At 58.0% G+C, this 25,462-nt stretch carries 21 protein-coding genes; 13 read left to right on the top strand and 8 right to left on the bottom strand.

Translation table 11 applies throughout. From position 1 onward, the window contains the following. Positions 1 to 81: 81 nt before the first annotated feature. The 5 genes from fabF to rpmF form a co-directional block, all read right to left on the bottom strand. Positions 82 to 1,362 (bottom strand): beta-ketoacyl-ACP synthase II, encoded by a 1,281-nt coding sequence (gene fabF / locus SH410x_RS27350; protein ID WP_473672625.1) that lies wholly within the window; start codon positions 1,360 to 1,362, stop codon positions 82 to 84. A 115-nt stretch (positions 1,363 to 1,477) separates the two neighbouring features. Beyond that, positions 1,478 to 1,723, bottom strand: a complete 246-nt coding sequence (locus SH410x_RS27345) for an acyl carrier protein (protein WP_146391619.1) — start codon at positions 1,721 to 1,723, stop codon at positions 1,478 to 1,480. Positions 1,724 to 1,943: 220 nt separating this feature from the next. After that, positions 1,944 to 2,702: a 3-oxoacyl-[acyl-carrier-protein] reductase gene (gene fabG / locus SH410x_RS27340; protein WP_473672623.1), complete on the bottom strand. Its 759-nt coding sequence runs from the start codon at positions 2,700 to 2,702 to the stop codon at positions 1,944 to 1,946. Between the two features lie 42 nt (positions 2,703 to 2,744). Beyond that, the gene (gene fabD, locus SH410x_RS27335) at positions 2,745 to 3,674 is read right to left on the bottom strand and encodes an ACP S-malonyltransferase (RefSeq protein WP_473672621.1); all 930 of its coding nucleotides are present in this window, start codon (positions 3,672 to 3,674) and stop codon (positions 2,745 to 2,747) included. 1 nt (position 3,675) lies between these two features. Continuing rightward, entirely contained in the window at positions 3,676 to 3,858 is a 183-nt protein-coding gene (gene rpmF, locus SH410x_RS27330) for a 50S ribosomal protein L32 (RefSeq protein WP_473672619.1), read from the bottom strand. Positions 3,859 to 4,219: 361 nt separating this feature from the next. Here rpmF and rpsM point away from each other — a divergent pair, with 361 nt between their 5' ends. From rpsM to SH410x_RS27305, 5 genes are all read left to right on the top strand, one after another. After that, positions 4,220 to 4,591: a 30S ribosomal protein S13 gene (gene rpsM, locus SH410x_RS27325; protein ID WP_146408762.1), complete on the top strand. Its 372-nt coding sequence runs from the start codon at positions 4,220 to 4,222 to the stop codon at positions 4,589 to 4,591. 59 nt (positions 4,592 to 4,650) lie between these two features. After that, a complete protein-coding gene (gene rpsK / locus SH410x_RS27320; protein ID WP_473672617.1) occupies positions 4,651 to 5,034 on the top strand; it encodes a 30S ribosomal protein S11 in 384 nt (127 codons plus the stop codon). A 120-nt stretch (positions 5,035 to 5,154) separates the two neighbouring features. Next, positions 5,155 to 6,150 carry a DNA-directed RNA polymerase subunit alpha gene (locus tag SH410x_RS27315; protein ID WP_473672616.1) on the top strand — a complete coding sequence of 332 codons (996 nt, stop codon included), beginning with the start codon at positions 5,155 to 5,157 and terminating at the stop codon, positions 6,148 to 6,150. 103 nt (positions 6,151 to 6,253) lie between these two features. After that, a complete protein-coding gene (locus SH410x_RS27310) occupies positions 6,254 to 6,877 on the top strand; it encodes a bL17 family ribosomal protein (protein WP_473672614.1) in 624 nt (207 codons plus the stop codon). Positions 6,878 to 7,207: 330 nt separating this feature from the next. Further along, positions 7,208 to 10,651, top strand: coding sequence for a hybrid sensor histidine kinase/response regulator (locus tag SH410x_RS27305; RefSeq protein WP_473672612.1), 3,444 nt, complete (start codon positions 7,208 to 7,210; stop codon positions 10,649 to 10,651). A gap of 11 nt (positions 10,652 to 10,662) precedes the next feature. On the opposite strand, the gene SH410x_RS27300 is transcribed toward SH410x_RS27305, so the two are convergent. Genes SH410x_RS27300 through SH410x_RS27290 form a run of 3 tightly spaced genes read right to left on the bottom strand, consistent with a single transcriptional unit; the run spans position 10,663 to position 12,149 of the window. Continuing rightward, positions 10,663 to 11,472: a TatD family hydrolase gene (locus SH410x_RS27300; protein ID WP_473672611.1), complete on the bottom strand. Its 810-nt coding sequence runs from the start codon at positions 11,470 to 11,472 to the stop codon at positions 10,663 to 10,665. Between the two features lie 4 nt (positions 11,473 to 11,476). After that, entirely contained in the window at positions 11,477 to 11,782 is a 306-nt protein-coding gene (locus tag SH410x_RS27295) for a hypothetical protein (protein WP_473672609.1), read from the bottom strand. 4 nt (positions 11,783 to 11,786) lie between these two features. After that, positions 11,787 to 12,149 carry an ATP-dependent Clp protease adaptor ClpS gene (locus SH410x_RS27290; RefSeq protein ID WP_473672608.1) on the bottom strand — a complete coding sequence of 121 codons (363 nt, stop codon included), beginning with the start codon at positions 12,147 to 12,149 and terminating at the stop codon, positions 11,787 to 11,789. A gap of 171 nt (positions 12,150 to 12,320) precedes the next feature. On the opposite strand from SH410x_RS27290, the gene SH410x_RS27285 reads away from it, so the two are divergent. The 8 genes from SH410x_RS27285 to SH410x_RS27250 all read left to right on the top strand — a co-directional run bounded on the left by SH410x_RS27285 (position 12,321) and on the right by SH410x_RS27250 (position 25,360). Continuing rightward, a complete protein-coding gene (locus tag SH410x_RS27285; RefSeq protein ID WP_473672606.1) occupies positions 12,321 to 13,724 on the top strand; it encodes a dipeptidase in 1,404 nt (467 codons plus the stop codon). 74 nt (positions 13,725 to 13,798) lie between these two features. Continuing rightward, complete coding sequence (locus tag SH410x_RS27280) at positions 13,799 to 15,733, top strand: sulfatase-like hydrolase/transferase (protein ID WP_473672604.1); 1,935 nt, start codon at positions 13,799 to 13,801, stop codon at positions 15,731 to 15,733. A gap of 359 nt (positions 15,734 to 16,092) precedes the next feature. Next, positions 16,093 to 16,608 (top strand): acetolactate synthase, encoded by a 516-nt coding sequence (locus SH410x_RS27275; protein ID WP_473677411.1) that lies wholly within the window; start codon positions 16,093 to 16,095, stop codon positions 16,606 to 16,608. Further along, a complete protein-coding gene (locus SH410x_RS27270) occupies positions 16,608 to 17,657 on the top strand; it encodes a ferrochelatase (RefSeq protein WP_473672602.1) in 1,050 nt (349 codons plus the stop codon). Before SH410x_RS27275 ends, SH410x_RS27270 begins: the two co-directional genes overlap by 1 nt. Positions 17,658 to 17,917: 260 nt before the next feature. Beyond that, positions 17,918 to 18,232 (top strand): Dabb family protein, encoded by a 315-nt coding sequence (locus tag SH410x_RS27265; RefSeq protein WP_473672600.1) that lies wholly within the window; start codon positions 17,918 to 17,920, stop codon positions 18,230 to 18,232. A gap of 354 nt (positions 18,233 to 18,586) precedes the next feature. Then, the gene (locus SH410x_RS27260) at positions 18,587 to 19,180 is read left to right on the top strand and encodes a peroxiredoxin (RefSeq protein ID WP_473672598.1); all 594 of its coding nucleotides are present in this window, start codon (positions 18,587 to 18,589) and stop codon (positions 19,178 to 19,180) included. Between the two features lie 16 nt (positions 19,181 to 19,196). Then, a complete protein-coding gene (locus SH410x_RS27255) occupies positions 19,197 to 20,084 on the top strand; it encodes an RAD55 family ATPase (RefSeq protein WP_473672596.1) in 888 nt (295 codons plus the stop codon). A gap of 305 nt (positions 20,085 to 20,389) precedes the next feature. Beyond that, complete coding sequence (locus SH410x_RS27250) at positions 20,390 to 25,360, top strand: DUF7133 domain-containing protein (protein WP_473672594.1); 4,971 nt, start codon at positions 20,390 to 20,392, stop codon at positions 25,358 to 25,360. The last annotated feature ends 102 nt before the right edge of the window (positions 25,361 to 25,462 follow it).

The following is a 25,462-nucleotide window of genomic DNA, read 5'->3' as shown; positions in this document are numbered from 1 at the left end:
CGGTGGCATGCGATAGCCCCGGACGTCCGTCCGGGGACGCTATGTGCAACCAGTTCCTATCAACGAATGGATGCGCAGAGCTTAAACCCGTCCCACGACGACGCAGGCGTTGTGGCCGCCGAAGCCGAAGCTGTTGCTCATCGCGATATCGACCTTTTGGTCGCGGGCATGCAACGGCACGTAGTCCAGGTCGCAGGCAGGATCGGGTGATTCCAGGTTAATCGTGGGTGCAATCGTCTTCGTTTCGATTGTTTTGCACAAAATCACAGCTTCGATGCCACCACTGGCGCCGAGCGAGTGTCCCAGGGCGCCCTTCGTGCTGCTGATGGCGACCTTGCCGGCATGATCGCCCAAAACGGCCTTGATCGCGCGGGTTTCGGCTTTATCGCCCAGCGGCGTGCTCGTTCCGTGCGCGTTGATGTAATCGATCTGGTCAACATTGCGACCGGAATCAAGGATTGCCAATCTCATCGCCTCGGAAGCACCGGAGCCTTCGGGGTCGGGCGCGGTGATATGGCCAGCGTCGCTGGTCGTTCCATAGCCGAGGACCTCGGCATAGATCTTCGCGCCGCGTGCTTTCGCCTGTTCGTATTCTTCAAAGATCAGCAGTCCGGCACCTTCCGCGAGCACGAAACCGTCGCGATCGGCATCAAAGGGGCGGCTGGCACGCTCGGGCTCGTCGTTGCGAGTCGAGAGTGCTTTCATGTTCTGGAACGCGGCCAGGCCCATGCGAGTGATTGCAGCCTCGCAGCCGCCTGTGATCATGGTGTCTGTTTCGCCGCTACGGATACTGCGGAGAGCGTCGCCCATCGCATTGGTTGCGCTCGCGCAAGCCGTGGCGACAGCGTAGTTGGGGCCTTTCAGGCCGTACCGGATCGAGATGTTACCGCCCGCAGCGTTGAGCATCATCTTCGGAACGGTGAAGGGGCTAACTCGATCGGGGCCCTTGTTGAGCATCCGTTCGATTTGGTCTTCAATCTCATTCAGGCCACCGATACCCGAGCCCAGAATGACTCCGCTACGCGAGGGGTCCAGCTTCGTGAAGTCAATGCCGCTATCGGCGACAGCCTGAGCGCCCGCGTGCACGGCAAACTGGGTGAAACGATCGAGTCGTTTAACCTCTTTCGCCGCGACGTACTCGGACGTATCAAAATTGGGGATATCGCCGCCGAAGTGAACCTTGTAGCGGCTGGTGTCCATGATCGATAGAGCGTGGATACCGCTGTCGCCGGCGGTGAGCCGTTTCCAGAAGGAATCCACGTCCTGGGCCAGTGATGTGACCACCCCCACCCCGGTAATCACGACACGGCGCGGAATCCCATTATTGGGAACAAATCGAAAGGGTTCCGTTGAAACCGTCATGAGAGAGCCGAGTTGTCGATCGCTAATTTGTCAACCAACCACCCAAAGTGACTGAGGCGTCACGGGTGGTTGATGTTTGGTAAGAATGAAAAGAGGGCTGAGGGCGGTAAACGCCTCAGGCGTCCTCGCCTTTTTCCTTCTCGATGAAATCGACTGCTTCGCCGACCTTTTGGATTTTTTCAGCCGAATCGTCGGGGATGCTGATGTCAAATTCTTCTTCGAGCTCCATCACCAATTCGACAGTGTCGAGTGAATCGGCACCGAGATCGTTGACGAACGATGTTTCGCGTGTGATTTTATCTTTGTCGACACCGAGTTGTTCGGACACAATGTCGATAACGCGTTCTTCAATAGACGCCACGGGCGTAACTCCAAATTTGGATGGGATGGGGGGGAAAGGTGATTGGAAACGCCAGAATGAAAATGGCTTGATCGCCTGCCGTCGAGGCCGGGTTGCCCAGTCCTGAGCAGCCCATAAAACGAGCACCGCCGCGATTTTTTTCTCACGGGGCCGTGAAGATAGGGGAAACGGTTAAAACCCGTCAATATCCCGTTGGTTTTTGATTTGCGAACCCGACGCTTTAGCCGATCATGCCGCCATCGACGACGATGGTTTGGCCCGAGATGTAGCTGGCGTCTTTGCAGGCGAGAAACAGCACCGCGGCGGCCACGTCTTCGGGCGTACCGACGCGTTTGGCAGGAATGCGTTTTTTGACTTCTTCCATCACCACGTCGCCGAGTTCCGCTGTCATCTCGCTGGCGATGAATCCAGGCGCGATGGCGTTAACGGTCACGCCGCGAGCGATGAGTTCTTTGCTCATCGTGCGTGTCATGCCGATCATGCCCGCCTTGCTGGCCGAGTAGTTCGCTTGGCCGGGATTCCCGATCAGTCCCGAGATGCTGGCCATGTTGATGATGCGTCCGTATTTTTTCCGGCGCATCACGCCCGCCGCAGCGCGGCAGCAGACGAAGCAGCTCGTCAGGTTGGTCGCGATCACGGTGTCCCATTCCTCGTCGGACATGCCGCGCATCAGTTTATCACGGGTGATTCCAGCGTTGTTGACGAGGATATCGAGGCGTCCGTGGGTTTTGTTGGTTTGCTCGATCGCTGCGGCTGCCGCGACGCGGTCGGTAACGTCGCAGGGGAGCGCTTCGCCCTTGCCGCCTGCAGCTTCAATCTCAGCAATGGTGTCGGCTAGCTTCGCCGCGTTGCGAGCGACGCACACCACGAAGGCGCCGTTTTGGGCTAAGGCCACTGCAACGGCTCGGCCCAGGCCCTGGCTGGCGCCCGTGACGATGGCGACTTGGTCTTTAAGGTCAACCGACAGAGATAGATTCATGAGAGGAAAAGGGTTCAGGTTTCAGGGTTCAGAGTTCAGAAATCAGGGTTGGTCGCCGAAGCCATCGGTGGGCGTTTTGCGGGCGATGCGTTTGATCGTACCGCGTAAAACACGGCCCGTACCGGCTTCGAGAAAGCCGTCGATCCCGTCTGCAAGCATGCGTGAAATCGACGCTTCCCACAACACTGGATTGACGACTTGCTTGGCAAGTAGTTCGCGGATCTCCGCGGGATCGCTGTGCGGTGCCGCGTCGACGTTGCTGTACACAGGAATTCGTGTCGGGCGAATTTCCACGCTCGCCAGTGCCGCGGTGAGCTTGGCGACCGCGTCTTGCATCAGCGGTGTGTGAAACGCGCCGGCGACGCTGAGCGGGATCACCTTCATGGCGCCCGCGGCCAAAGCCAGTGGTTCCAATCGGCCGAGCGCCGACAGGTGGCCGGAAACCGCGATATTGCCCGGGCATAGTAGGTTGGCGGGCTGGAGGATCTCACCGTCCTGGCGGCATTCTTCGCATACCGCGTCGAGTTGATCGAGTTTCAGTCCCAGAACGCTCGACATGCCCGACTCGACTGCGTCGGCGCAGGCTTGCATGGCCTCTCCACGCTGTTGGACCAATTTCAGGCCATCCTCGAAACTCAGTCCACCGGCGAAGCAAACCGCCGTGTACTCTCCCAGGCTCAGCCCTGCGGTGGCCTTGATCGCACCAGCGACGTCACTGTGTAGCTGTGCAAATACCTGTGCCGCTGCCATTCCGGCAACGAACAGAGCGGGCTGGCTGTAGACGGTTTCGTTGAGTTTTTCCGCCGGGCCGTCGGCGCAGAGTTGTTTCAAATCATAGCCGAGAACACCGCTAGCCTGTTCAAATAGATCGTTGGCGAGCGGGTGGTTCTCACACAGCCACACGCCCATGCCGGGCGTCTGGGCTCCTTGGCCGGGAAATAAAATTCCCGGGTTGGAAACATCGAGGGACAATTCAGGACTCTTCGTGCTGAACGACTGTACGACCTTGGTAATAACCGCACTTGGGGCAGATATGATGGGTCGGGACGGCCGAGCTGCACTGAGGGCAGTATCCGATCGATCGTTTTTTCAATGCGTCGTGGCTACGGCGTTTGCCGGTACGGCTATTGGAGTGTTTTCGTTTGGGGACGGCCATGGCAGGGGTCCGAGTGGGAGACGGGTAGGAGTATAAATTGCCAGCGGGTTAATCGCGCAAGCCGCGAAGGATAAACATATACAGCCAGTTTCGTCAACATCTGGCAGCGTATTTGCTCTCTTCCCAAAAAAAAATCAATTTCCTGGCGATCCTTCCACTTGAGCAAAACGGCAATCGGCTGCTATAGTTCGCGATTCGCAATGGCGGGCGAGGCGTGCAAATGCGCTTTTCCGTCTGCGTGCAAGCCAAGCGGATCGGCTCCGCGATGCCCTCAGTGGGTTTCCATTACGTGCGGTCTCCGTACGAAAAATCAAATTAATATCACGCAGTTGCTTCCGGAGTTTTTGCCATGCCCCGCTTGATGGGCGTTGACATCCCCAACGACAAACAGATCCAGTATTCCCTGACATACCTCTATGGGCTCGGCTTGTTCCGTGCTCGTGAGGTCTGCCAAAAACTCGGCATCGACCCAGTCACTCCGGCGAGTGAAATTAGCGACGAAGAAGTCGGTCAGATCGCAGCATTGCTCGAGCGAGACTACTTGGTCGAAGGACCACTTCGTCGCCAAGTTACCCAAAATATCAGCCGTCTGCGTGAGGTGAAATCCTATCGCGGCATCCGGCACCGAGTGGGGCTGCCCGTCCGTGGCCAGCGCACCAAAACCAACGCCCGTACCCGTAAAGGCCCTCGTAAGACGGTCGCCGGTAAGAAGGGCGTCAAGGACTTGCGATAGTTTTGCTCGCGATTCCCTCTCCTATTTCACTTTCACTTATGTTTGTTTGAGACCCACCGGTGGCAAAGACCAACAAGAAGAAACGCGTTCGCCGCAACGTCAGCAATGGCGTTGCCCACATTCACGCGACGTTCAATAACACGACGGTAACCATTACCGACTCCAAGGGCGACACATTGTGCTGGGCCAGTGCGGGAACGAGTGGCTTCAAGGGCAGTCGCAAGAGCACCCCGTTCGCGGGGCAATGTGCTGCACAACAGGCTGCGGAGAAGGCGACCAAGTTCGGGATGCGAGACGTCGAAGTCCGGGTCAAGGGACCTGGTTCGGGGCGTGAAAGCGCGATCACTTCGCTGCAGGCAGCTGGATTGAACGTCAAGTTGATCGAAGAAGTGACTCCGATTCCACATAACGGATGTCGCCCACGTAAAAAGCGACGCGTCTAGCGAGTTCGCGGCTCGTGCCGCTTTATTCAGTCTCCTAAACCGCTCAGTCGCTCTGGTCTCTCCGTGAGGGGTGGCCACGCTCCTTATTCGCAACCTCAATACGCCGAAAGCACCTCTCAGATGTCGATGCATATCCGATGGCGTGGCATGGAATTGCCCAGTACGCTCGAAGTCGATCGAAACACGCTGACTCAGACCTATGGCAAGTTCTCTGCCGAACCGTTCGAACGAGGATTCGGTGCGAGTATTGGTAACAGTATGCGACGCGTGCTGCTGAGTAGCCTCGTTGGTAGCGCCGTAACGCAGATCAAAATTCGCGGTGCTCAGCATGAGTTCACCTCGATTCCAGGTGTGCTCGAAGACGTTACCGACATTGTTCTGAATATCAAGTCGCTCATCGTTCGCAACAGCAGTGACGCGACTCGCGTGATTACTGTCGAAAGCAACTCGGCGGGCGTGATCACCGGCGGCGACATCGAGACCGATGCCGACGTCGAAGTGATCAACAAGGACCATGTGATCGCGACGCTGACCGACGACAAGCCTTTCATGATGGAAATGGTTGTCGAGAGCGGTCGTGGCTATGTTCCCAGCACCGAGCACAGCAGTGTCGATCATGAGATCGGCATCATTCCAATCGACGCAGTCTTCAGTCCCATCACGCGAGTGCGGTACGAGGTCGAAGCGACCCGAGTGGGCCAGAAGACGAACTATGATCGGCTCAATCTGGAAATTTGGACCGATGGTACGATCAACCCAGAGATGGCGTTGACCGAAGCGGCCAAGATTTTCCGGAAACACCTCAACCCGTTTGTGCAGTATCGCGAACTTGGCCCCAGTATTTTCTCTGCGGCACGCGGCGGCGCTGGTTCACCGGAAGCTCAGTTGGAGACGAAGCTGAACATGACGTTGGCTGACCTGCGACTGTCGGTGCGAGCCAATAATTGCCTCGAGAGCGAAAACATCATGACCGTTCGCGATCTGGTGCAACGCAACGAAGACGGGTTGTTGGAGGTTCGCAATTTCGGCGACACCACACTCAACGAAGTTCGCGAGAAACTTTCGCAGTACGGTCTGCACCTAGGCATGCGAGTGCCCAACCAGCCGCTCTTTTAATCTATTTCGGTTGATTCAAACTCAACCAATGGACCTGCTCGCACGGGCGAGCCGACTCCCTTCACTGATCCAGTTCACACATTTAGCTCAGTAGACATCCGTTATGCGTCACCGTCGCAAAGGCCGTGTTCTCGGTCGCTCCCCATCGCACCGTAAAGCGTTGTTCAAAAATCTCACCGCCGCCTTGTTTTTGACTGAGCGTGATGCCAGCCTCGATGACAATGCACCCAAGGTGAAGGGGCGAATCATCACAACTCTGCAGAAGGCGAAAGAAGTTCGCCCGAACGTTGAGAAGTGCATCACGTTGGCCAAAAAGGCCCTCATCGCCAAGGAAAACGCGGAGCAGTTCGCGACCAAGGCTGAGCGTGGGAGCGACGAATACAAGAAATGGCGTAAGAGCGAACAGTGGCAGCAGTGGGCGAATGCTCGGGCTCCCTACGTGAATGCTCAACGACGTGTCTTGCAGTTGGTCGGTGACCGCGAAGCCGTTGCGATCCTGTTCGATACCATTGCTGAGCGATTTGTTGATCGTCCCGGTGGCTACACGCGGATCATGCGTCTGGCGACGCCAAGACTGGGCGACGGCGGCACACGCGCCGTTTTCGAACTGGTCGGCGGATCAAACGACAAGGTGAAACGCATGTCCTCCAAGCCGGCTTTCGAAGCCGCGCCTGAGGATGAAGCTCCCGCCGAAGCCGCTGTTAGCGAAGAAGCCGCAGCGAACTAAGGCGAAGGCGAGCCTGCTAGGTTCGCTAGAATCCAATATGCATCAAACGCCCTGATTCGTCAGGGCGTTTTTTTTGTATTGACCGCTGGGGTCTCGGCGCCGCTGGCGCTGGTCCTGCACGGCATCGGTGCGTCGGTAGCCGGTTCACGACAGTTCGGCGCGGCCGGCGCGTGTTGAAGCAGGTGGTCTGTGCAGGGGCCCCGCCAGAATCCCGGCTGTAAATCGTTCGATGGTTTCGCGTGCGTTTGTTAGACTCAGTGGCTTTCGCGTCTGAATTTTTTGAGTTCTGCCGCAGCCGTCTTTGATTTCCAATCGCGACGATCGAAACTCATGACAAGCTTCCCCGAAACAAACTTAGGGCATCCCTGGCGATCGTTTTGGTGGACACTGGCAATTATCTTGCTGATGTTTGCCGATATGGCGGCTCCTACGCGCTGGGGGCTATGCGTTCTTCATCTCGTGCTGCTGCCGCTGGCGTGGCGATTCCTGCATCGCCGCGTGATCACGAGAACGACGGTGATTCAGGCTGCTGCGGTCGCTTTGGCGGGGCTCTGGCACGCGTTTTATGGGCCGGCGATCATCGTTCTGCTGCCTAGCACGCATTGGCTAGCGGAGACCATTATCGAGAAGGTTCATCAGCGAGACTCTCTCTACTTTGATCCCGTCCGGCTCTGGACATTTCTCGCGCTGATGACCGCGGGTTATTTCCATGTCGTCCTGCGTGGCCGGTTGAGGCTGCGGCTGAAACACCAGCAGATTTTGCAGCAAGGGGTGCGGCGGCGTTCGCAAGAGGTTGCTCGCGTCAACCATGCCCTCCGTGAGGAAGTTGCTCGGCGGCAGGCGACCCAGCATCGGCTCGATCAAAGCGAGACAACGTTTCAGTCGATCATGGATCGGATGCATCTGCAGGTGGCTCGCAAGAACGCCGCGGGCGTATTCACCTACGCGAACGATCCGTTCTGTGCCGAACTGGGGCTGCTGCCGATCGATGTGATCGGTAGCACCGATGCCGATCTATATGCTCCGGAACTGGCAGAGCGATACCGGGCAGATGATTTGAGTGTGATGGAGACGGGCCGTTATGTGGACCGTGTCGCGGAGCATCCCGGGGCGGACGGCCGTCCGGGGTTTGTCCAGGTATTCAAAGCCCCTGAGTATGACCAGAGCGGTCAATGCGTCGGCATTCAGGCTATTTTTTGGGATGTCACCGAAAAACATCGGGGCGCGATGGCGTTGCAGAATAGCGAGGCACGCAAGCGTGCGTTGTTTGAAGCCGCCGCCGATGCGGTGTTGTTGGTCGATGATCGCAATGTGATCATGGAAGCCAACCCGGCCGCGATGCAGCTCCTCCAGGCCGGTGGCGGCCGCTTGGTTGGTCGCCCGCTCGGTGACCTGATTATGCCTGTGGCCATCAACGAGCAGCCCCAGTTTACCACCGCGACTTTCCGCGAGGAGACCGCGACATGGGGAACACTGCCCTTTGCCGAGCGGCATCAACTTCGCTTGCGTCGCGGCGATGGGGTCGCCTTTGATAGCGAAGTCTCGATTCACGCCATTCCATTGGGCGAACGTGATGGTCGCGCCGTCATTATTCGCGACGTGACGCTGCAGCAACAGGCTTTCGACGCAATGCGTGAGGCCAAAGCGGTTGCTGAGCAAGCCAACCGCACGAAGACCCAGTTCATGGCGGGGATCTCGCACGAACTCCGCACGCCGCTGGGCGGGATCCGAGGCCTCGCAGAATTGCTCGCCGCGCAATCTCTCTCGGCACTCGTCCGCAGGTATGTCAACCTGATATCGCAGAATACCGAGTTGTTGCATGATGCGATCGAAGACATTCTCGATTTTTCAGCGATTGAAGCTGGGCGGGTCGCGATTGACCCACACCTGATCGATCTGCATGAAACCGTTGGGGATGCGTTCGGATGCCTGGCCGTTCGTGTGGCCGATAAACCGGTTCGATTGAATCTGTCGATTGACCCGGAGTTGCCCCGCCATGTCGTTGGTGACGCCAAGCGAATTCGCCAGATCATCGTTAACCTCGTTGGTAATGCGATCAAGTTCACGCCTTCTGGCTTGGTGAGCCTGCGTTTGGCGACGGCCGAGCCAATTGCGACGGAGCATGAACCAGCCAGCAGTAGCCAGCGAGGCAGGAGGTACGCTTTTGAGTTGGTGATCCAGGACACAGGGATCGGCATCGCCCCCGAGAATCAATCGCGAATTTTCGATGCCTTCGAACAGGCTGACCGGGGGACGAACAAGCGTTATGGAGGTACGGGGCTGGGGCTCGCTATTGCCCGCGGCTTGGCCGAACGCATGGGTGGCGGAATCGAGCTGAATAGCAGCGCCGGGGTGGGCAGTATTTTTCGAGTCCGGTTGCAGTTGAAGCTCGCCGGCCCGTCCGAAAGCGGGGCGGATTCATTGTCGGCCGAGCCTGCCCGCTCGAATCGAGGGATTGTCGTCATTTCAGTGGATAACGAACCAATCGAGGCGGCGCTCGCTGAGACGCTCAATTTCGATGGGTGGACGGTTTGCCGGCCGGATCAGCTCGCTGCTCGAGTGTCCGAGTCGTCCATTGGAGATCACGCGGTTTCGCGTCGCGACGCCCAGCCGATCTATTGGATTCTTGTCAATCGAACCGCCGATGCGGCGTGGAGGACGCGGGCGCGTAAGGCGACTGATCGTGTTTTGTGGCTCACTCACACCGGTGAGCCAACTCCTCGCCGGGCCAGGACGGACGACACGATCATCATTGAGCCGGTTCATCCCGATGAGCTCAGGCGATGGCTCCGCGGCGAAGCGCTGCGTCAGTCAGGTCGGGGGGGCGCCGTTGCTGCCGTGCCTGCACCCGACATTGACGCGACGATTGCGTCCGTTGTCGAGGCAGATCGCGATACCAGGCCTGATCGGTATCATCTGTTGCTCGTCGATGACAGCCCCACGAATCGCTTGGTCATCCATGATCAGCTTGTTTCGGTCGGTCATCGCGTGACGACCGCAGACGGAGGGGGCGCTGCGTTGGCGCATTTTCGGCGCGAATCATTCGACTGCATCCTGATGGATTTGCAGATGCCTGGCATGGATGGGACCGAGGTGGCCGCCAAACTGGCGTCGCTCGCCGAGCAACTGCACCGCCCGCTGCCACCCATGATCGCATTGACAGCTCACGTTACCGACCGACACCGCGAAATGTGTCGTGATGCTGGCATGGTCGGATATGTCACGAAACCCATCCACCTGGAACCGCTGGTGGCGGAGGTGGAGCATGCCGTGCAGGGGCGGGTGCAGGAGTCAGGCACGGTCGCCGGGGCGCCCGCAGCTGATTCTGGGAGTGAAGGCGTTGACGGCTGGTGGGCGAGATTGGCGGAGTACTGCGGCGACGATGCCTCGACGATGGCATCGGTCTGTGAAGGCATCGCCGAAGAGATCCCTGACCTGATCGATCGTCTGGATCGTGCGGCAGCGAATGGTAACGTCAAGGCATTTAAAACGGCCGCCCATACGCTGAAATCGTGTCTGCGATACGTGGCCCCGCCCGGTCACAATCGCCTCGCCTCAGAGTTGGAGCGGCACAGCGGCGAGCCCCAATGGTTCGAGCGACTGCATCGAGATCTGACGTCCGGCGATCGAGTCGCAGGGGAGGCGACGGGGGCTGAGTTCAGGGAGTTGCGGCGCGTCCAGGAAATTGCCGCCGCCTGGATTGCTCGCGTTCAATCGCCACCGACCAAGGACCAAGAGCCTGCATCTCCCGCCGGTGTGCCGCCCGTTTTTTGACCGCTTGCGTCTTAGCGGACTGGCTCCGTAAATTTCCCGCTTTTGGCAAAGAACTCGGCGGGGTTGTCGTGCACCACGCGCCGGATCAAGGCTTCGTCGTAGCCGCGTCGCCGCATTTGGAAAATCAAATCTGGAATCGCGGTAGGTTTGCTGATGCCCCAATCGCCTGCCGAATTGGCCAGTAAGCGCTCGCCCCCAAATCGCTCGATCATGTCGGCAGCCCGGTCGGGGGTGCATTTCGTAACCGGGTAGAGCGTCATCCCCGCCCAGAAACCTCGATCGAGTACCTCGCCGATCGTATGCTCTTCGACGTGGTCGACCAGCACGCGATCGGGATTGATTCGCGAGTCATCGCACAGCATGTCCAGGATCATCCGCGTGCCCTGGTACTTGTCCTCCAGGTGCGGTGTGTGGATCAGGATCAGTTGGTCATGCTCGACCGCCAGATCAAGATGCTCGAGGAAAATCGTCGCTTCGTTCTTCGTGTTTTTGTTGAGTCCGATTTCGCCGATGCCCAGCACTCCGGGCCGATCGAGGAACTCGGGGATCATGGCGATCACTTCGCGCGATAGCGATACGTTCTCGGCTTCTTTCGCGTTGATGCACAGCCAGCAGTAATGCTCGATCCCAAACTGTGCCGCCCGGCGTGGCTCGACGGTTGTGAGTTGCTCAAAGTAGTCACGAAATCCGTCTGCGCTACCACGATCGAACCCAGCCCAAAAGGCGGGCTCGCTTAGCGCCACGCAGCCCATCCGGGCGAGTGACTCGTAGTCGTCCGTCGTGCGGCTGACCATGTGAATGTGTGGGTCGATGAAATCCATCGCTTCAGCTTTCTCGTATGTCGGATGGGGACGCGTGCTCGGTCTGGAGCCCAAATTTCGATCGCCACTGAGGATCAAACGGGCGCGAGAACAATTGCTGGATCAACTCGGCACGTGTGGGCGAATCGAGCAGGAGGATTTGGATCGCCTCATCAATCTGCTCACGGCGGGCTGCCGAATCGCCCGTTAACGCTGGCTTGGACACCCCCGCTCGGTCAATGCGGTCCAACACCGCAGCGATTTCGAGGAGTTTGGCACGCATCCCCAGGTAGCCGTCCTCGAGAACGGTCTGAGCCGTATGAGATTTCATTTTTTTAACCTTCGGCGGGTTCGATCGTCGCGGACATGCTTCCTTTACATCGCGCCGATGCATCGTCGCGACCGAATGCATGAATCTGGTCTCGCTTCAGTTCGGCGAGTTCGAGCGTCGTCGTCATGCAGATCGCGCGGCCACTCGCATCGACTTCTTTGGCCAGTTGATAGCCCTTTTCTCGCGGCATTCGAAACAACTGGCCCATCATCTTGATCACGTAGTCAAACGTGTGATCCGTGTCGTCCCACAGGATCACATGATACGGCGGCTGGCGTTTCGGCTTGCTGCGAGAATTTTTTTTCGTTTTTGGTTCGGCGACAGCAACAGTGACGACTTCTTCAAACCTGTTTTCTTTGTCAGACATGATTTCTTCGTTCTCCTTAATCACGATTGTACCGCAAAAAGGTTATTGTAGTGGTGAAACGATTTCACCTGTTAGGCCTGATGCACCGATTTTTCCAAAGCTTGCGCAATCCCGGCACTCACGAATTGCCCAACCCGCACGGTCTCGCCACACCTTCCGAAGAACCTCCCCATGACCACTCCGACCCCGCTGTTACCCGCCGACTTCCTCGATTATCTGACCGAGAACGCCGATCGCTTTGAACGAGAATTGATGGATTGGCTGCGTATCGCGAGTGTCAGTAGCGATTCGTCCGCAAAGAAAAATGTTCACGCGGCGGCGGAATGGGTCAAGGAAAAATTCGCCGATGCGGGGCTGGTAACGGAATCGATCGCGACGGACGGATTCCCGCTGATTTACGCCGAAACACCTTTACCGGCGGCCAGCGACGGAAAAAAAACGCCGGTTGCCTTGGTTTATGGACACTATGATGTCCAGCCCCCCGAGCCGCTCGAACTGTGGGACAGTCCTCCCTTCGAGCCGGTCATTCGTGATGGCAAAATGTTTGCCCGCGGTGCCACCGACGATAAGGGCCAAGTCCTCACCCATGTGCTGGCGGTGACACAGTGGCTGGCCAGCGGTCACTCACTGCCCATTCAGATTAAATTCTTGATCGAAGGCGAAGAGGAAGTCGGCAGCGGCAATTTGGAAACACATCTGCCGCAGCTCGCTGAGAAGCTGGCATGCGATGTGGTCGTCGTCAGCGACAGCAGTCAATACGCACCCGACCGCCCCGCGATCACGTGCGGGTTACGCGGGATCGCCACCTATGAATTGTTCGTCGATGGTCCCAGCCACGATTTGCATAGCGGGTCCTTTGGCGGCGCGGTGATGAACCCGGCAATGGCATTGTGTCACCTGCTCTCGAGCATGCTCGATGATGACGGCACGATTGCAATCGAAGGGTTCTACGATGATGTCCTGCCCATCCCCGATATCGAACGCGAATCATGGAAACAGCTCGGTAGCGATGACGTGGAGTTTGCTCGCAGCGTCGGCGCCAATGCGTTGGCCGGCGAACCAGGATATACGACGGACGAACGGCGCTGGGGACGCCCCTCTCTCGACATCAACGGACTGACGTCGGGGCACCAGGGTGAAGGTGTCAAGACCGTGCTGCCGGCCAAAGCGTCGGCCAAATTCAGTTGCCGCTTGGTTCCAGGGCAACAGCCCGAACGCATCACACGGTTGATCGACGAGCATTTAACTCGGCACTGCCCGACGGGCGTCCGGATCGAACTCAAGCCCGATCATGGTGCCGCCGCAATGCTGGCCGATGCGACGAGCCCGTTTGCAACGGCGGCCGCCGGTGCGGTGGAATCCGCGTTTGGTGTGCCACCCGTCATGATTCGCGAAGGTGGTTCGATTCCGATTCTGGCCCGATTCCAAGAGGTGCTCGGGTGCGACGTCTTGTTGCTCGGGTGGGGGCAGAATGACGATGCTGCTCACAGCCCGAATGAGAAATTCTCAGTCTCGGATTTCCATCGCGGCATTCACGCATCCGCAGCACTCTGGCAAGCGATTGGCAAGATCTGAGTCTGTCTACCCGATACCCACACCCATCGTCATCCCCCAGAAATTTCAAGCCCTATCTTCCTGAGGCCTTTCGCATGAATTGTTCCGTCCACCGTATCGCCAGCATTCTCGCATGTGGTTGTGTCGCGTTGGTTGCATCGGCATCCCTGGTTGCTGAGGAGGCTACGAACCGCGGCAAAGAACTCCCGCCGCCGAATATTTTGTGGCTAACGAGCGAGGACAATGGTCCCCAACTCGGTTGCTATGGTGATATCTACGCCGACACACCTCACATCGATGAGCTGGCCACGCGGTCGCTGCGATACCGCATGTGCTGGTCCAATGCGCCCGTTTGTGCCGCAGCCCGAACGACCATCATCTCGGGGATGTACGCGACAAGTCTCGGTGGCGAAAACATGCGGAGCAGCGTGACGCTGCCCAAAGGCATGAAGCTCTACCCGCAGGTACTGCGTGAAGCCGGATACTACTGCACCAATAACTCCAAGACGGACTACAACTTCACCCAGCCTGATATCGCTGCGGGATGGCACGAGAGCGGTGGCAAGGCGCACTGGAAGAATCGCCCCGACAAATCAACGCCATTTTTTAGCGTTTTCAACTACACGATCTCGCACGAGAGCAAGATTCGCAATCAACCGCACACCCTGGTGCATGACCCCGCTAAGGCTCCCGTGCCGTCGTACCATCCCGATACACCGGAGGTTCGTCGGGACTGGGCCCAGTACTACGATCGCTTGACGGAAATGGATGCGATGGTTGGCCGTGCCCTCGATGAGCTGGAGAAAGCGGGGCTGGCCGATTCGACAATCGTCTTCTATTACGGCGATCACGGTGGCGGCATGCCACGCAGCAAGCGATGGCCGTTCAATTCCGGGTTGCAAGTGCCGTTGGTCGTCCATGTGCCCGACGCGTATCGTGACCTCGCCCCGGCGGATTACGCGCCGGGGGGCGTTACCGATCGGCTGGTTAGTTTTGTCGATCTGGCGCCAACGGCGATTAGCCTGGCGGCCGCCAAGGTACCTGCCAACATGCAGGGCGTGCCGTTCATGGGCAAGCATGACGGCGCTTCCAAGAAACACCTGTTCGGCTTCCGTGGGCGGATGGACGAACGCATTGAAATGGTCCGCAGTTGCACCGATGGACGATTTGTCTATCTGCGACACTTCTATCCGGATCGGCCTTACTTGAAGCACGTCGATTACATGTTCCAGACGCCAACGACGCGAATTTGGAAGGAAATGTTTGATGCGGGGAAGCTGAACGATGTGCAGTCGCAAGCCTGGAGAGTTAAGCCCGTCGAAGATTTGTTTGACTTGCAGTCCGATCCAGACGAAGTCAACAACCTTGCCGGTTCGCCGGAGCACCAGGAGAAGCTCGCTGAGCTCCGCGAGGCCACGCGCCAGTGGATGGGGTCGACTCGCGATTTAGGCTTGCTGACCGAAGCCGAGATGCATCGCCGCACGAAGAACATTGCCCCCCGCACCTACGCGCTTTCAGGTCGGTTCGATGTGGATGGATTGTTGTCTGCGGCTTGGGCCGCGAGCGACGCATGGCGAATGTGCGACGACGGCGTGATTACTGACATGGCAGGGCTGTGCGAGAGCACCGATAGCGGTGTGCGATACTGGGGCACACGCGGCTTGGCGCTTGGGCTCGAGGCGCACCGTGACACCTTGTCTGAGGCGTCGGCGACTGCCGCGACGCAAGCACTTGCCGATCTGCTCGACGATCGCAATCCCAGCGTCCGTTTGGCTGCCGCCGACGGATTGATCCAAGTGGACGACGAGCAGCTGCAACGTGCTGCTGCCCAGGAACTGATGCGGTTGGCGGATCTGCCCAAGGGTGGCTACTACGTGGGTATCGCGGCGCTCAACGTGATCGATGTCAATCGTGATGTCGTGCAAAAAGCATCGGGCCGGTCCACTGAGTCCATCGGCGGCAAGTACGACAACGCTCCCAAACGCGGTGGCGATTATGTTGATCGGTTGCTGCAAACGTTACGCGAGTGAGAATGGCAGGCGTTTGTTTGCACCTGTTGATAAGGTTTTCGGCAAAATGAGCCGACCTGCCTTACGGTATCGGGTAGCGCCCGCCACCGGGCGGTTTGCGCGGCCCGGCGCATTCGATCAACCGCGTGTTCGCTACGCCAGTTTGCCCGAAATGGTTGCTCTCGTTACACTTTCGTTCACCGAACCTATCCGAAAAGGAAGCTGACCCGGTCATGGGCTGCTGATTGAGCGAGACGCATCTGCAACCGGCTACGTTGTGGAGCCTGGTGTTGAAGATGATCGGCTTGCGTTTACTGGAGAGCGTCTGGCCCTCGTCGGACTATTTTTTTATTCCCGCCCACCTGACAGAGAACGGTTGCATGAGCTTTGGTTCCGACGTGAGCACCCCTTACGAGACACTAAGGGGTCGTGAATTCCCCGCGATTCGGCAATTCACGATTTTCCTAGAAAATCGCGTCGGTCAGCTACTCGAAGTCATTCGCCGCTTTGAGGGGACCGGGATTCGCATTGTCGCGCTCTCGATCAATGATGCGGCCGAGTGTGCGTTTGTGCGATTTTTAATCAGCGATCCCGATCGCGGTCGAGAAATTCTCGAACGCTCGGGGCTGGCGATTATCGAGACCGATCTGATCGGCGTGGAGTTACCCGAGGGACCGCAGCCGCTGCTGCGTGTCTGCACGGCGTTACTGCAAGCCGAGCTGAACATCATCCAGGCCTACCCATTAATCGTTCGCCCGCATGGAAAACCGGCGGTGGCAATCATGGTTGAAGGTATCGACGCAGCCATGAAGACGCTCAATGACAAGGGGTTCCGCATCATCACCGAGGCCGATCTCGATGGTGACGACGTGACCGGTGATGGTGGGCCTGTTTAATGTCAAACCCACCACCGTATGATGCTTTTCTGCTGGTTTCGTTCGGCGGACCGGAAGGCCCCGATGACGTGATGCCATTCTTAGAGAATGTGCTGCGTGGCAAGAACGTGCCCCGCGAACGCATGCTCGAAGTCGCTGAACACTATGCGCACTTCGGCGGCGTCAGCCCGATCAATCATCAAAATCGTGAATTGTTAGCGGCGATCAAAACGGAGTTCGAATCCGCTGGCATTGACTTGCCCGTCTATTGGGGCAATCGGAACTGGGAGCCGTATTTTGCCGATACGCTCGCACAGATGAAAGCGGACGGATGCCAGCGTGCCCTGGCCTTTTTCACCAGTGTGTTCAGCTCCTACAGTGGTTGCCGCCAATATCGCGAGAACATCGCCGCTGCCCGCGATCAGGTTGGCGAGGGGGCGCCATTGATCGAAAAGGTTCGCATGGGGTTCAATCACCCCGATTTCATCACCGCGATGGCCGATAGCGTGAATGCGGCGGCCGACTCGATTGGGTGTGTGCCGAGCGAAGCGAAACTGCTGTTTACCGCCCACAGCATCCCGCTGAGTATGGCGGAGAACTGTGACTACGAAATGCAGTTGCGGGAGGCATGCCGATTGGTCGCTCAGGCGTCCGGTGCGAGCGATTGGGAATTGGTATATCAAAGCCGCAGTGGACCGCCGACTCAGCCCTGGCTCGAGCCCGACGTGCTCGATGAGATCGCCAGGCTCGATGATGAGCAGGCAATTTCGGCACTGGTGGTTTTGCCGATTGGGTTCGTCAGCGATCACATGGAAGTCTTGTTCGATTTAGACGAGGAAGCCGCTGCTCTGTGTGCCGATCGTGGCATTCAAATGGCCCGCGCTGCGACGGCGGGAACATCACCCACTTTTGTCACGATGATCCGCTCGCTCGTCGAGGAACGACTCGGTCGGGTTGACGCCAAACCGGCTCTGGGCGATCTCGGGCCGTGGCACGATGTCTGTCCGGCGGACTGCTGCACGTACACGCCCCGCCGCCCTGCCGGTGGTCCTGCGGGCCGGCCAGATTGAAAATCGTCGGCGTCTGAAGGCTGTGGCGGGAATAAGCTAAGGCGAGGAAGCGGCCTTGCAAGCGGCCTTGCCGGGCTTCTTACGGCACTCGGCTCACCCTTGGTGGCCCATGCGAAAGCCCTTCGGCGATCCGCCGGAAGATACAAGGATGGCTCTCGCCAACCGTTTGGCGTTGTCTCGGCTTTCGCTGTCAGGTCTAGCTTGTATGATCAGTCGCCAACTTGCCCTTTTTGTCCACTTCTTCCCCACGAGCCATTAGCATGTCACGACTGGCACACCAAGTTTTCTTCAAACTGAAAAACCGCGATGAAGCCTCCGTTGATTCACTCGTAGGCGCATGCCAGAAGTACCTCACGGGGCATCAGGGAGCCTTGGATTTTTCGGTTGGAGTGCGTGAGCCACGTTACGACCGACCGGTCAATGCCGATTACGACGTTGCCCTGCACGTCGTGTTCGACAATCAGGCCTCGCATGATGCGTACCAAGTGGCCCCGCGGCACCTCGAGTTCATCGAAGAGCAGAAGCCGAACTGGGATGTCGTCCAAGTTTTCGATAGCAATCTGCGCGACGCCTAACCACCCGCACTTTCAATCCGATGAGATTGGTGTGGGACCCAATGCCGCAAGGCATCCGGTAGCGTATGGCCATCGACGCGTGTCGACGCGATCAGGCAACAGCCTGATCGTCTCGGTCATTTTGACGAAAACGTTGCTGACACCAAAAGAACGAAGCGACCGCGAATGAATAGGCCGAGTAGCTGCGTTCGCCAGAACGTGGATTCCACACTCTGGCGAGCGTAGTTACCTTGAATTCGACGCGTTTTATTGTCTCGCTGTCGCTAACCTCAAAACGGCTGAGTGACGAAACCACTCGTCTCGTTGCCCAGCAAACTTCCTTTCCCTCCTTCTATTTAGCAAAGAGAAATACCAATGAGCGTTTTGGTTACCCAACAAGCCCCCGATTTCAAAGCCACTGCCGTCATGCCCGATGGCCAGTTCAAGAGCGATTTCTCCCTGAGTGATTACAAGGGGAAATACGTGCTGCTGTTCTTCTGGCCTTTGGACTTTACGTTTGTATGCCCGACTGAAATTATCGCATTCAGCGATCGCGCGAAGGAGTTTGAGGACCTGGGCGTGAACATCATCGGCGTTTCGACTGACAGTCATTTCTCGCACTTGGCGTGGACGAACACACCCCGCAACGAAGGTGGGATTGGCAAAACAGCCTATCCATTGGTTGCCGACTTCACCAAGCAAATCTCGCGTGACTACGACGTGTTGTTGGATGGTGGAGTGGCGCTGCGTGGGCTGTTCTTGATCGACACCAACGGCGTGGTACGCCACCAGGTCGTTAACGACTTGCCACTGGGCCGCAGCGTCGATGAGGCACTGCGAATGGTCAAGGCATTGCAGTTCTTCGAAACCAACGGCGAAGTCTGCCCTGCGAACTGGCAAGAAGGATCGCGGACGATCAAAGCGAACGTCGAAGACAGCAAAGAATTCTTTGAAGCTGAATACAAATAGCTAGGAAATAGGGCTCGTGACGAAAAAACGATTGCAAACAGGGATCCCCGCGCTCGACGATATGTTGGGTGGCGGGTTGCTGCCGGGCGCGTTGACCGTGGTGCTTGGCGCGACCGGTATCGGCAAAACCCAACTCGGCATTAGTTTCGCGAATCAGGGCAAAGCCCAAGAGGGCGAACGGGGAATCCTGTTCGATCTCACCGCCCGCGGTGATTCGCAGAGTCACGCTGAATACGCCCGACGACTATTTGACTGGGAGCTCTCACTGGCGAGTGTCAGTGAGGCAATGGCCCCCGATCAAGTTTGGGACCGCGATCGCGCCCGACGTGACTGCATGCACTTGTTTCACGATGTGGGACGTCGCGTCACGGCGGATGACATGGGGCCCGATGCCTGGCGAGAGTGGAAATATGAACAAGCCAAGCGGTTGGATAAATCAATCGCATTCTTTTACGGCAATTTCATCCATGGCGTCCGCCGCGTCGTCATCGATGGTATCGAGCCGGTGGACCGGGCGGCGGAATCCATTCAATTTGAATTGATCGAATATGTATACGGGCAAATCATTCGCAAAGAATGCGAGTGGCTGGCCCGCGATCTGTTCCGGGTGCATTACCGCGAGAACGCCGAACGAGTGGCCCAGACGGCGTATGACCGCGACGAGTTGGGCTGTTTGTTAATGGCGACGAGCCACGAGGTGATGCTCGATGACTTAATCTCGCGGCCAATCCAGAGCGGTGACGTGCTCTCCAACGCCAACACGATTATCCTGATGGGAAAAGTTCGTGAGGGCAATAAGATGAGCCGGGCGCTGTACGTGGCCAAGCATCGCGGCAGTGCCTGCGACGAATCAATCATGCCCTATGTGATCGAAGAATCGGGCCTGCGATTGTTGACGACGTAGCGAAGCTGCGGCAATTCCCCGTCGAATTCGTTGGCGGGCTGCCGCAGGGTTCGCTCCCGGGTGAGCTGAGTCGCGTCGGTGGATGCGTTGCGTTCCCCGATGCCTCACGGCATTCCGCCCGCCATTGCCGGGGCGGCGCTGAATTCGGTTTTCATGTTCTTTTCGCCAGCCCCGCGAATGAGTTTTGCGGCGATTGGAACGGTGGCTTTTGCGAGTTTTCCGCACCTGTCCACCAGTCCGACCCTGGATCGTTTATGATCACGGAACTCGCGGCACCTCCAGTTCCTACGCAGAAGAGTCCGTTCATGATGTTTCCAGTGATTCGCTGTTCACTTCTCGCGGTCGCCCTTGCCGGCGTCCTCACGCCGTCGTTTGCGCAACAGCCGCTTTTCGACCGTGGTGACCATGTGGCGTACATCGGCAACACACTCCCTGACAGGATGCAGCACGATGCGTGGCTGGAGACATATCTGCATGCGCTGCTGCCGCAGCACGAACTGACGTTTCGCAATCTCGGATTTTCTGCTGATGAAATCACCCTGCGCCAGCGAGCAGACAATTTTGGAGATACCGATGAGTGGTTGACCAAATGCGGCGCCGATGTGGTGCTGTGTTTCTTCGGCTATGGCGAAGCCTTCCAAGGCGAGGCGGGGCTGGCACGTTTTTCCGAAGACTTGGCCACGATGATCGACAACATGCGAATGCAGAAATACAACGGCGAGACGGCGCCGAAGTTGATCGTGTTTTCGCCGCTGGCCCACGAGAACCTGCATAGTCCGCATTTGCCCGATGGCGTATCGCACAACCAGGATTTGCTGCTGTACACCGATGCGATGCGTGACGTCTGCGAGTCCAAGCAAGTTCCCTTTGTCGACTTGTTTCGTCTGTCAAGGAAGCTCTATGCCGAGGCGGAAGAACCCTTGACGATGAATGGTGTCCACCTGCTCGATCGCGGCAACCGCGCCCTCGCACGAGCGATCCTCACCTCGCCGGACACTCCCTTTGCTGGGTTCGTTGAGCAGTCATTGCCCGCGGATGCCGAAATCACGAAGCTTCGTGAGGCCGTGCTCGACAAGAACTTGCACTGGTTCAGTCGGTACCGCGTTGTCGACGAATACAACGTTTTTGGCGGTCGATCGAAACTGGCGTGGTTTGGACAATCCAATGCCGATGTCATGATGCGAGAGATGGAGATCTTTGATGTCAAGACAGCCAACCGCGACCGTGCCATATGGGCGATCGCCAATGGCAGTGATTCGCAGATCAGCGACGACAACCTACCGGCCGAGTTGAAGGTCCGGCCCAATAAGGAAGGTCCCCTGCCCGGCGGCGCGTTCACCTATCTCGGTGGCGAAGAAGCGATTTCGGAAATGACCGTGCAGGACGGCATGCAGGTCAACCTGTTCGCTTCCGAAGAGGAATTCCCGCGACTGATCAATCCGGTGCAGATGGCGGTGGATACCGATGGTCGTTTGTGGGCATCGGTGTGGCCCTCCTACCCACACTGGAACCCGACCGAACCGCGACGTGACGCGATCGTGATCCTGCCTGACGAAGATCACGATGGCCACGCTGACGAGTTGATCGTTTTTGCCGATGGGCTCAACAGCGTCACCAGCTTTGAGTTTTGGAACGGCGGGGTATTGGTAGCGGCATTGCCCGAACTGTGGTTCCTCAAAGACACCGATGGCGACAACCGCGCCGACGTCAAGATTCGGATGCTGCAGGGCCTCTCGAGCGCGGACACGCACCATAGCGCCAACGCGATGCTGCTCGGCCCTGACGGTTGGCTGTACTGGTCGCGGGGCATTTTCAATGTCGCGGCCTTTGAGACGCCGACGAGAACCCATCGCTCGGGTTCCAGCGGTGTCCATCGCTTCAATCCGCGCACCTTCGAAATTGAATTCCACTACCCTATCGGCCCCAACCCGCACGGCGATGTCTTTGATCGCTGGGGATTTCAGTTTGCCAACGACGGCACGAGCGGTACCGGTGGCTACGTCAGCATCGGAAAAGGCCAACGCCCCGGTGGTCGGCAATGGTTCAAGAAAGAATGGCGTCCGGTTGCCGCAACCGGCATCCTGTCGAGTAGTCACTTTCCCGACGCCAATCAAAACAACTTCCTGATCTGCAACACAATCGGGTTCTTGGGCGTGCTGCAATACGAAGTGCAGACCAACGGCGCTGAGATCACTGCCGAGCGGGTCGCGGACTTGCTGCAATCGACGGACCCGAACTTCCGTCCGAGCGATATTGAAGTGGGGGGAGACGGCGCGATCTACGTCGCCGATTGGCAGAACACCCTGATCGGTCACATGCAGCACAATATGCGTGACCCCAACCGCGACCATGACCATGGCCGCATCTACCGCATCTCCGCCAAGGGGCGCCCACCACTGCCGGTCGTGAAGATGCGCGGCAAACCGATCGCTGATGTGTTGCAGAATTTCTTCAGCCGGGAGAACGGCGTCCGCTACCGGACCCGCATTGAACTGAGCAGTCGCGAGACGGACGATGTGATGCGAGAACTCGATGCGTTCACTGCGGAATTGAATCCTCAAAACGCGGACATCGACCGTGACGAGGCCCAAGCTCTGCTGGAATGTTTGTGGGTGTGTGAAGAGCATCGTGTGCCCAATATTTCGCTCATTCAAAAAACGGTTCAGGCAGAGGAACCTCGCGTGCGGGCGGCGGCGATTCGCACACTCGGACACTGGGCCAAACACAAACAGGGCGGGCGGGAACTCACGAACCATCTGCCAGGCTGGGAGCCGATTCTGTTAGCCGCTGCCAAGGATGACTCGGCGCTCGTACGGGCCGAGGCCGCCAAAGCGGCGATCGATTTCGACGGCCTTTTGCCAGCGGAAGTCCTCTTTGAGATCGCGGCGCAGCCCACCGATCCTGAGCTGGACGATGTGCTCAACTTTGCCCGCACGCAGATTGACCTCGACCCCATGATTGAGGATGCGATCCGCAACAAAAAAGCACTTTCGCCCGCGGCCGAAGCGTACGCGCTCGCCAATGCGAAGCCCGAACTGCTGCTCGAGATGAACCGATCGGCTGCGGTCTACGAGGCTCTTCTGGCACGCCCACGCATCCCGGCGAAGTATCGGCGTGAAGCACTCGAGACACTCGCCCAACGCCATTCACGCCCGTTGTTCGAGCAGCTCGTTGTGAGTCTGCGGAATGCTGAACAGCACGGCCAAGATAGCCTCAGCGACTTGGCCAAACTATTGCCGGTCACCCCCAACGGCACGAAGGCCGATCAACAATTACTGCAACAACTCGTCGATGAAACTCAATCGACAGAGGTTCGCGCGGCGGCCTACACGGCTTGGTTGAACTCCGGTGATATCGATGCCATTTGGAAACATGCACTGGGCACACCGAGTCACCGGCAAGCGATCTTGACAAGCGTTGCCAATCTCCAGGACGAGCAGGCCTTGGCCGAGCTCTATCCGCATGTGCGGGAACTCATGCTCGAATTAGCAGCCCAGGATTTGGCTGAAGATGTCGCCGTACAAGAGGGCCCCGCGGTCGCGTTTGAGTATTATCAGCCGAACCCCCCCAATGTCGCCAATGCCACTCTCGATAATCTGCGTCCTCAGCTGACGGGGAGCATCGAGCAGTTCGAAACTTTCGTGCCGGAGGGGGCGAAGGACGGATTTGCAACACGGCAATCCGCATCGCTGCTCGTGCCCACCAGTGGTGAGTACACGTTCTATCTCTCCTCGGACGACGGATCGAGGTTGTACATCGACGACCAGGAGATCATCGATCACGACGGCTTGCATGGTTTTTCAGAGAGGAGTCGCAGCGTGTCCCTCACCGAGGGACTGCATGGGATTGTGGTCACCTATTTCGATAATGGTGGCGGTGATGGATTGAAGGTCGCCTGGAAGGGGCCTGGGCTGGACAAACAGACCCTCGATGCGACCGTTCTGCGTGCATCGGGAAGCAATAACCTGACTCAACAATCCATTCACGTCATCGCCCGTTGGCCCGGCCATCTCGATGACAAGATCAGGGACTTCGGCAAGCTTGTGGTCGGCGATCAGCCGATCCACGCAGCACTGAATGCGCTCGCGTCCCTGCCCAGCAAAACGGTAGCCGAACAGCTCTCCATGGCCGATGCCGCCAGCATCCTCGATACTCTGCTCGCACGTGCGGCCGACGCAACGCCCGTGCAAAGGCAGAGTGCCGAGTTCGGGAATTGGCTGGGATTAGCGGCCAGTCTCGTGCACGCCTTGGGCGACGATGCCTCCGACGCCGACGGCCGGTTGCGGCAACTGCGTGCTAGTATTCCGGTCCAGGCAGACCCCCATGTGATGAAGCTCGGCGCCGAGGTTTACGCTCGCGAGAGCCACTGCGCCACCTGTCATCAGCCCAACGGCCAAGGGCTGCCGAATCTCTATCCACCGATCGATGGTAGTTTGTGGACAACGGGCAATGAGGACCGTCTGATTCGGATGGTCCTCGATGGACTGCATGGAACGATTGAGATTAAAGGCAAGCGATACAGTTCGCCGCCGCTACCGCCGATGACCGGTTTTCGCCAACTGCTCAACGATGAAGAAACGGCAGCCGTGTTAACCTACGTACGGAACTCGTGGTCCAACCGTGCCAAACCGATTGATGCCAAACGCGTTGCCAAGATGCGGGACATCGACCGCGGCCCCGACGCATCCTTCTGGAGTGTGGTGGACTTGCTCGCCGAATACCCGCTCGAAGACGGCAGTGTCGCCGTCGCGCAAGCATCCACCGATGGCTGGGTTCCTAAGTTCGTCCAAGAGTGGACGAGCGCTGACTTCAGCGAATCGGATCTCGCGGCACCAGGCCGCTCGCTCGAGTCGGGAGCAATCGTGTTCAAGCGTATCGGCTGCATCCAGTGCCACAAGATCGGTAGCGAAGGTGGTGACTTTGGTCCAGATCTCGCCAGTCTTGACAACAAGAAACGAAACGCCGCCCACCTCCTCGGCGCGATGCTCGAGCCGTCCAAGGACATCGAGGACAAGTACGCGATGCGTACGATCCTAACGGACTCCGGTGACGTCGTTTCCGGTTTTGTGGTCGACGAAAATGAGACCGAAATTCACATCAAATCGGATCCACTCAATCCGGATCAACCGACGGTGGTGATCAAGGACGAAATTGAAGTAGATAAGAAGAACGAAAGATCAGCGATGCCCAATGGCCTGTTGAACTACTTCCAAAAAGAAGAGATCCTTGATCTCGTTGCCTATGTTCTCGCGGCGGGTGAGAATCCACCGGAGTAGCCAGGCAAGCCGGCGGTAAGAGCCGATGTTGGCTTGCAGCCGCCAAGTGGCGGGAGGCATTCTCCCGTCAATACAGTCATGTACACGTTCGACTTCCTTGAG

The sequence above is a fragment of the Rhodopirellula sp. SH410 genome (genome assembly GCF_055811895.1).
The sequence above is the reverse complement of the archived record's forward strand: the minus strand, read 5'-3'. Positions and strand labels throughout refer to the sequence as shown.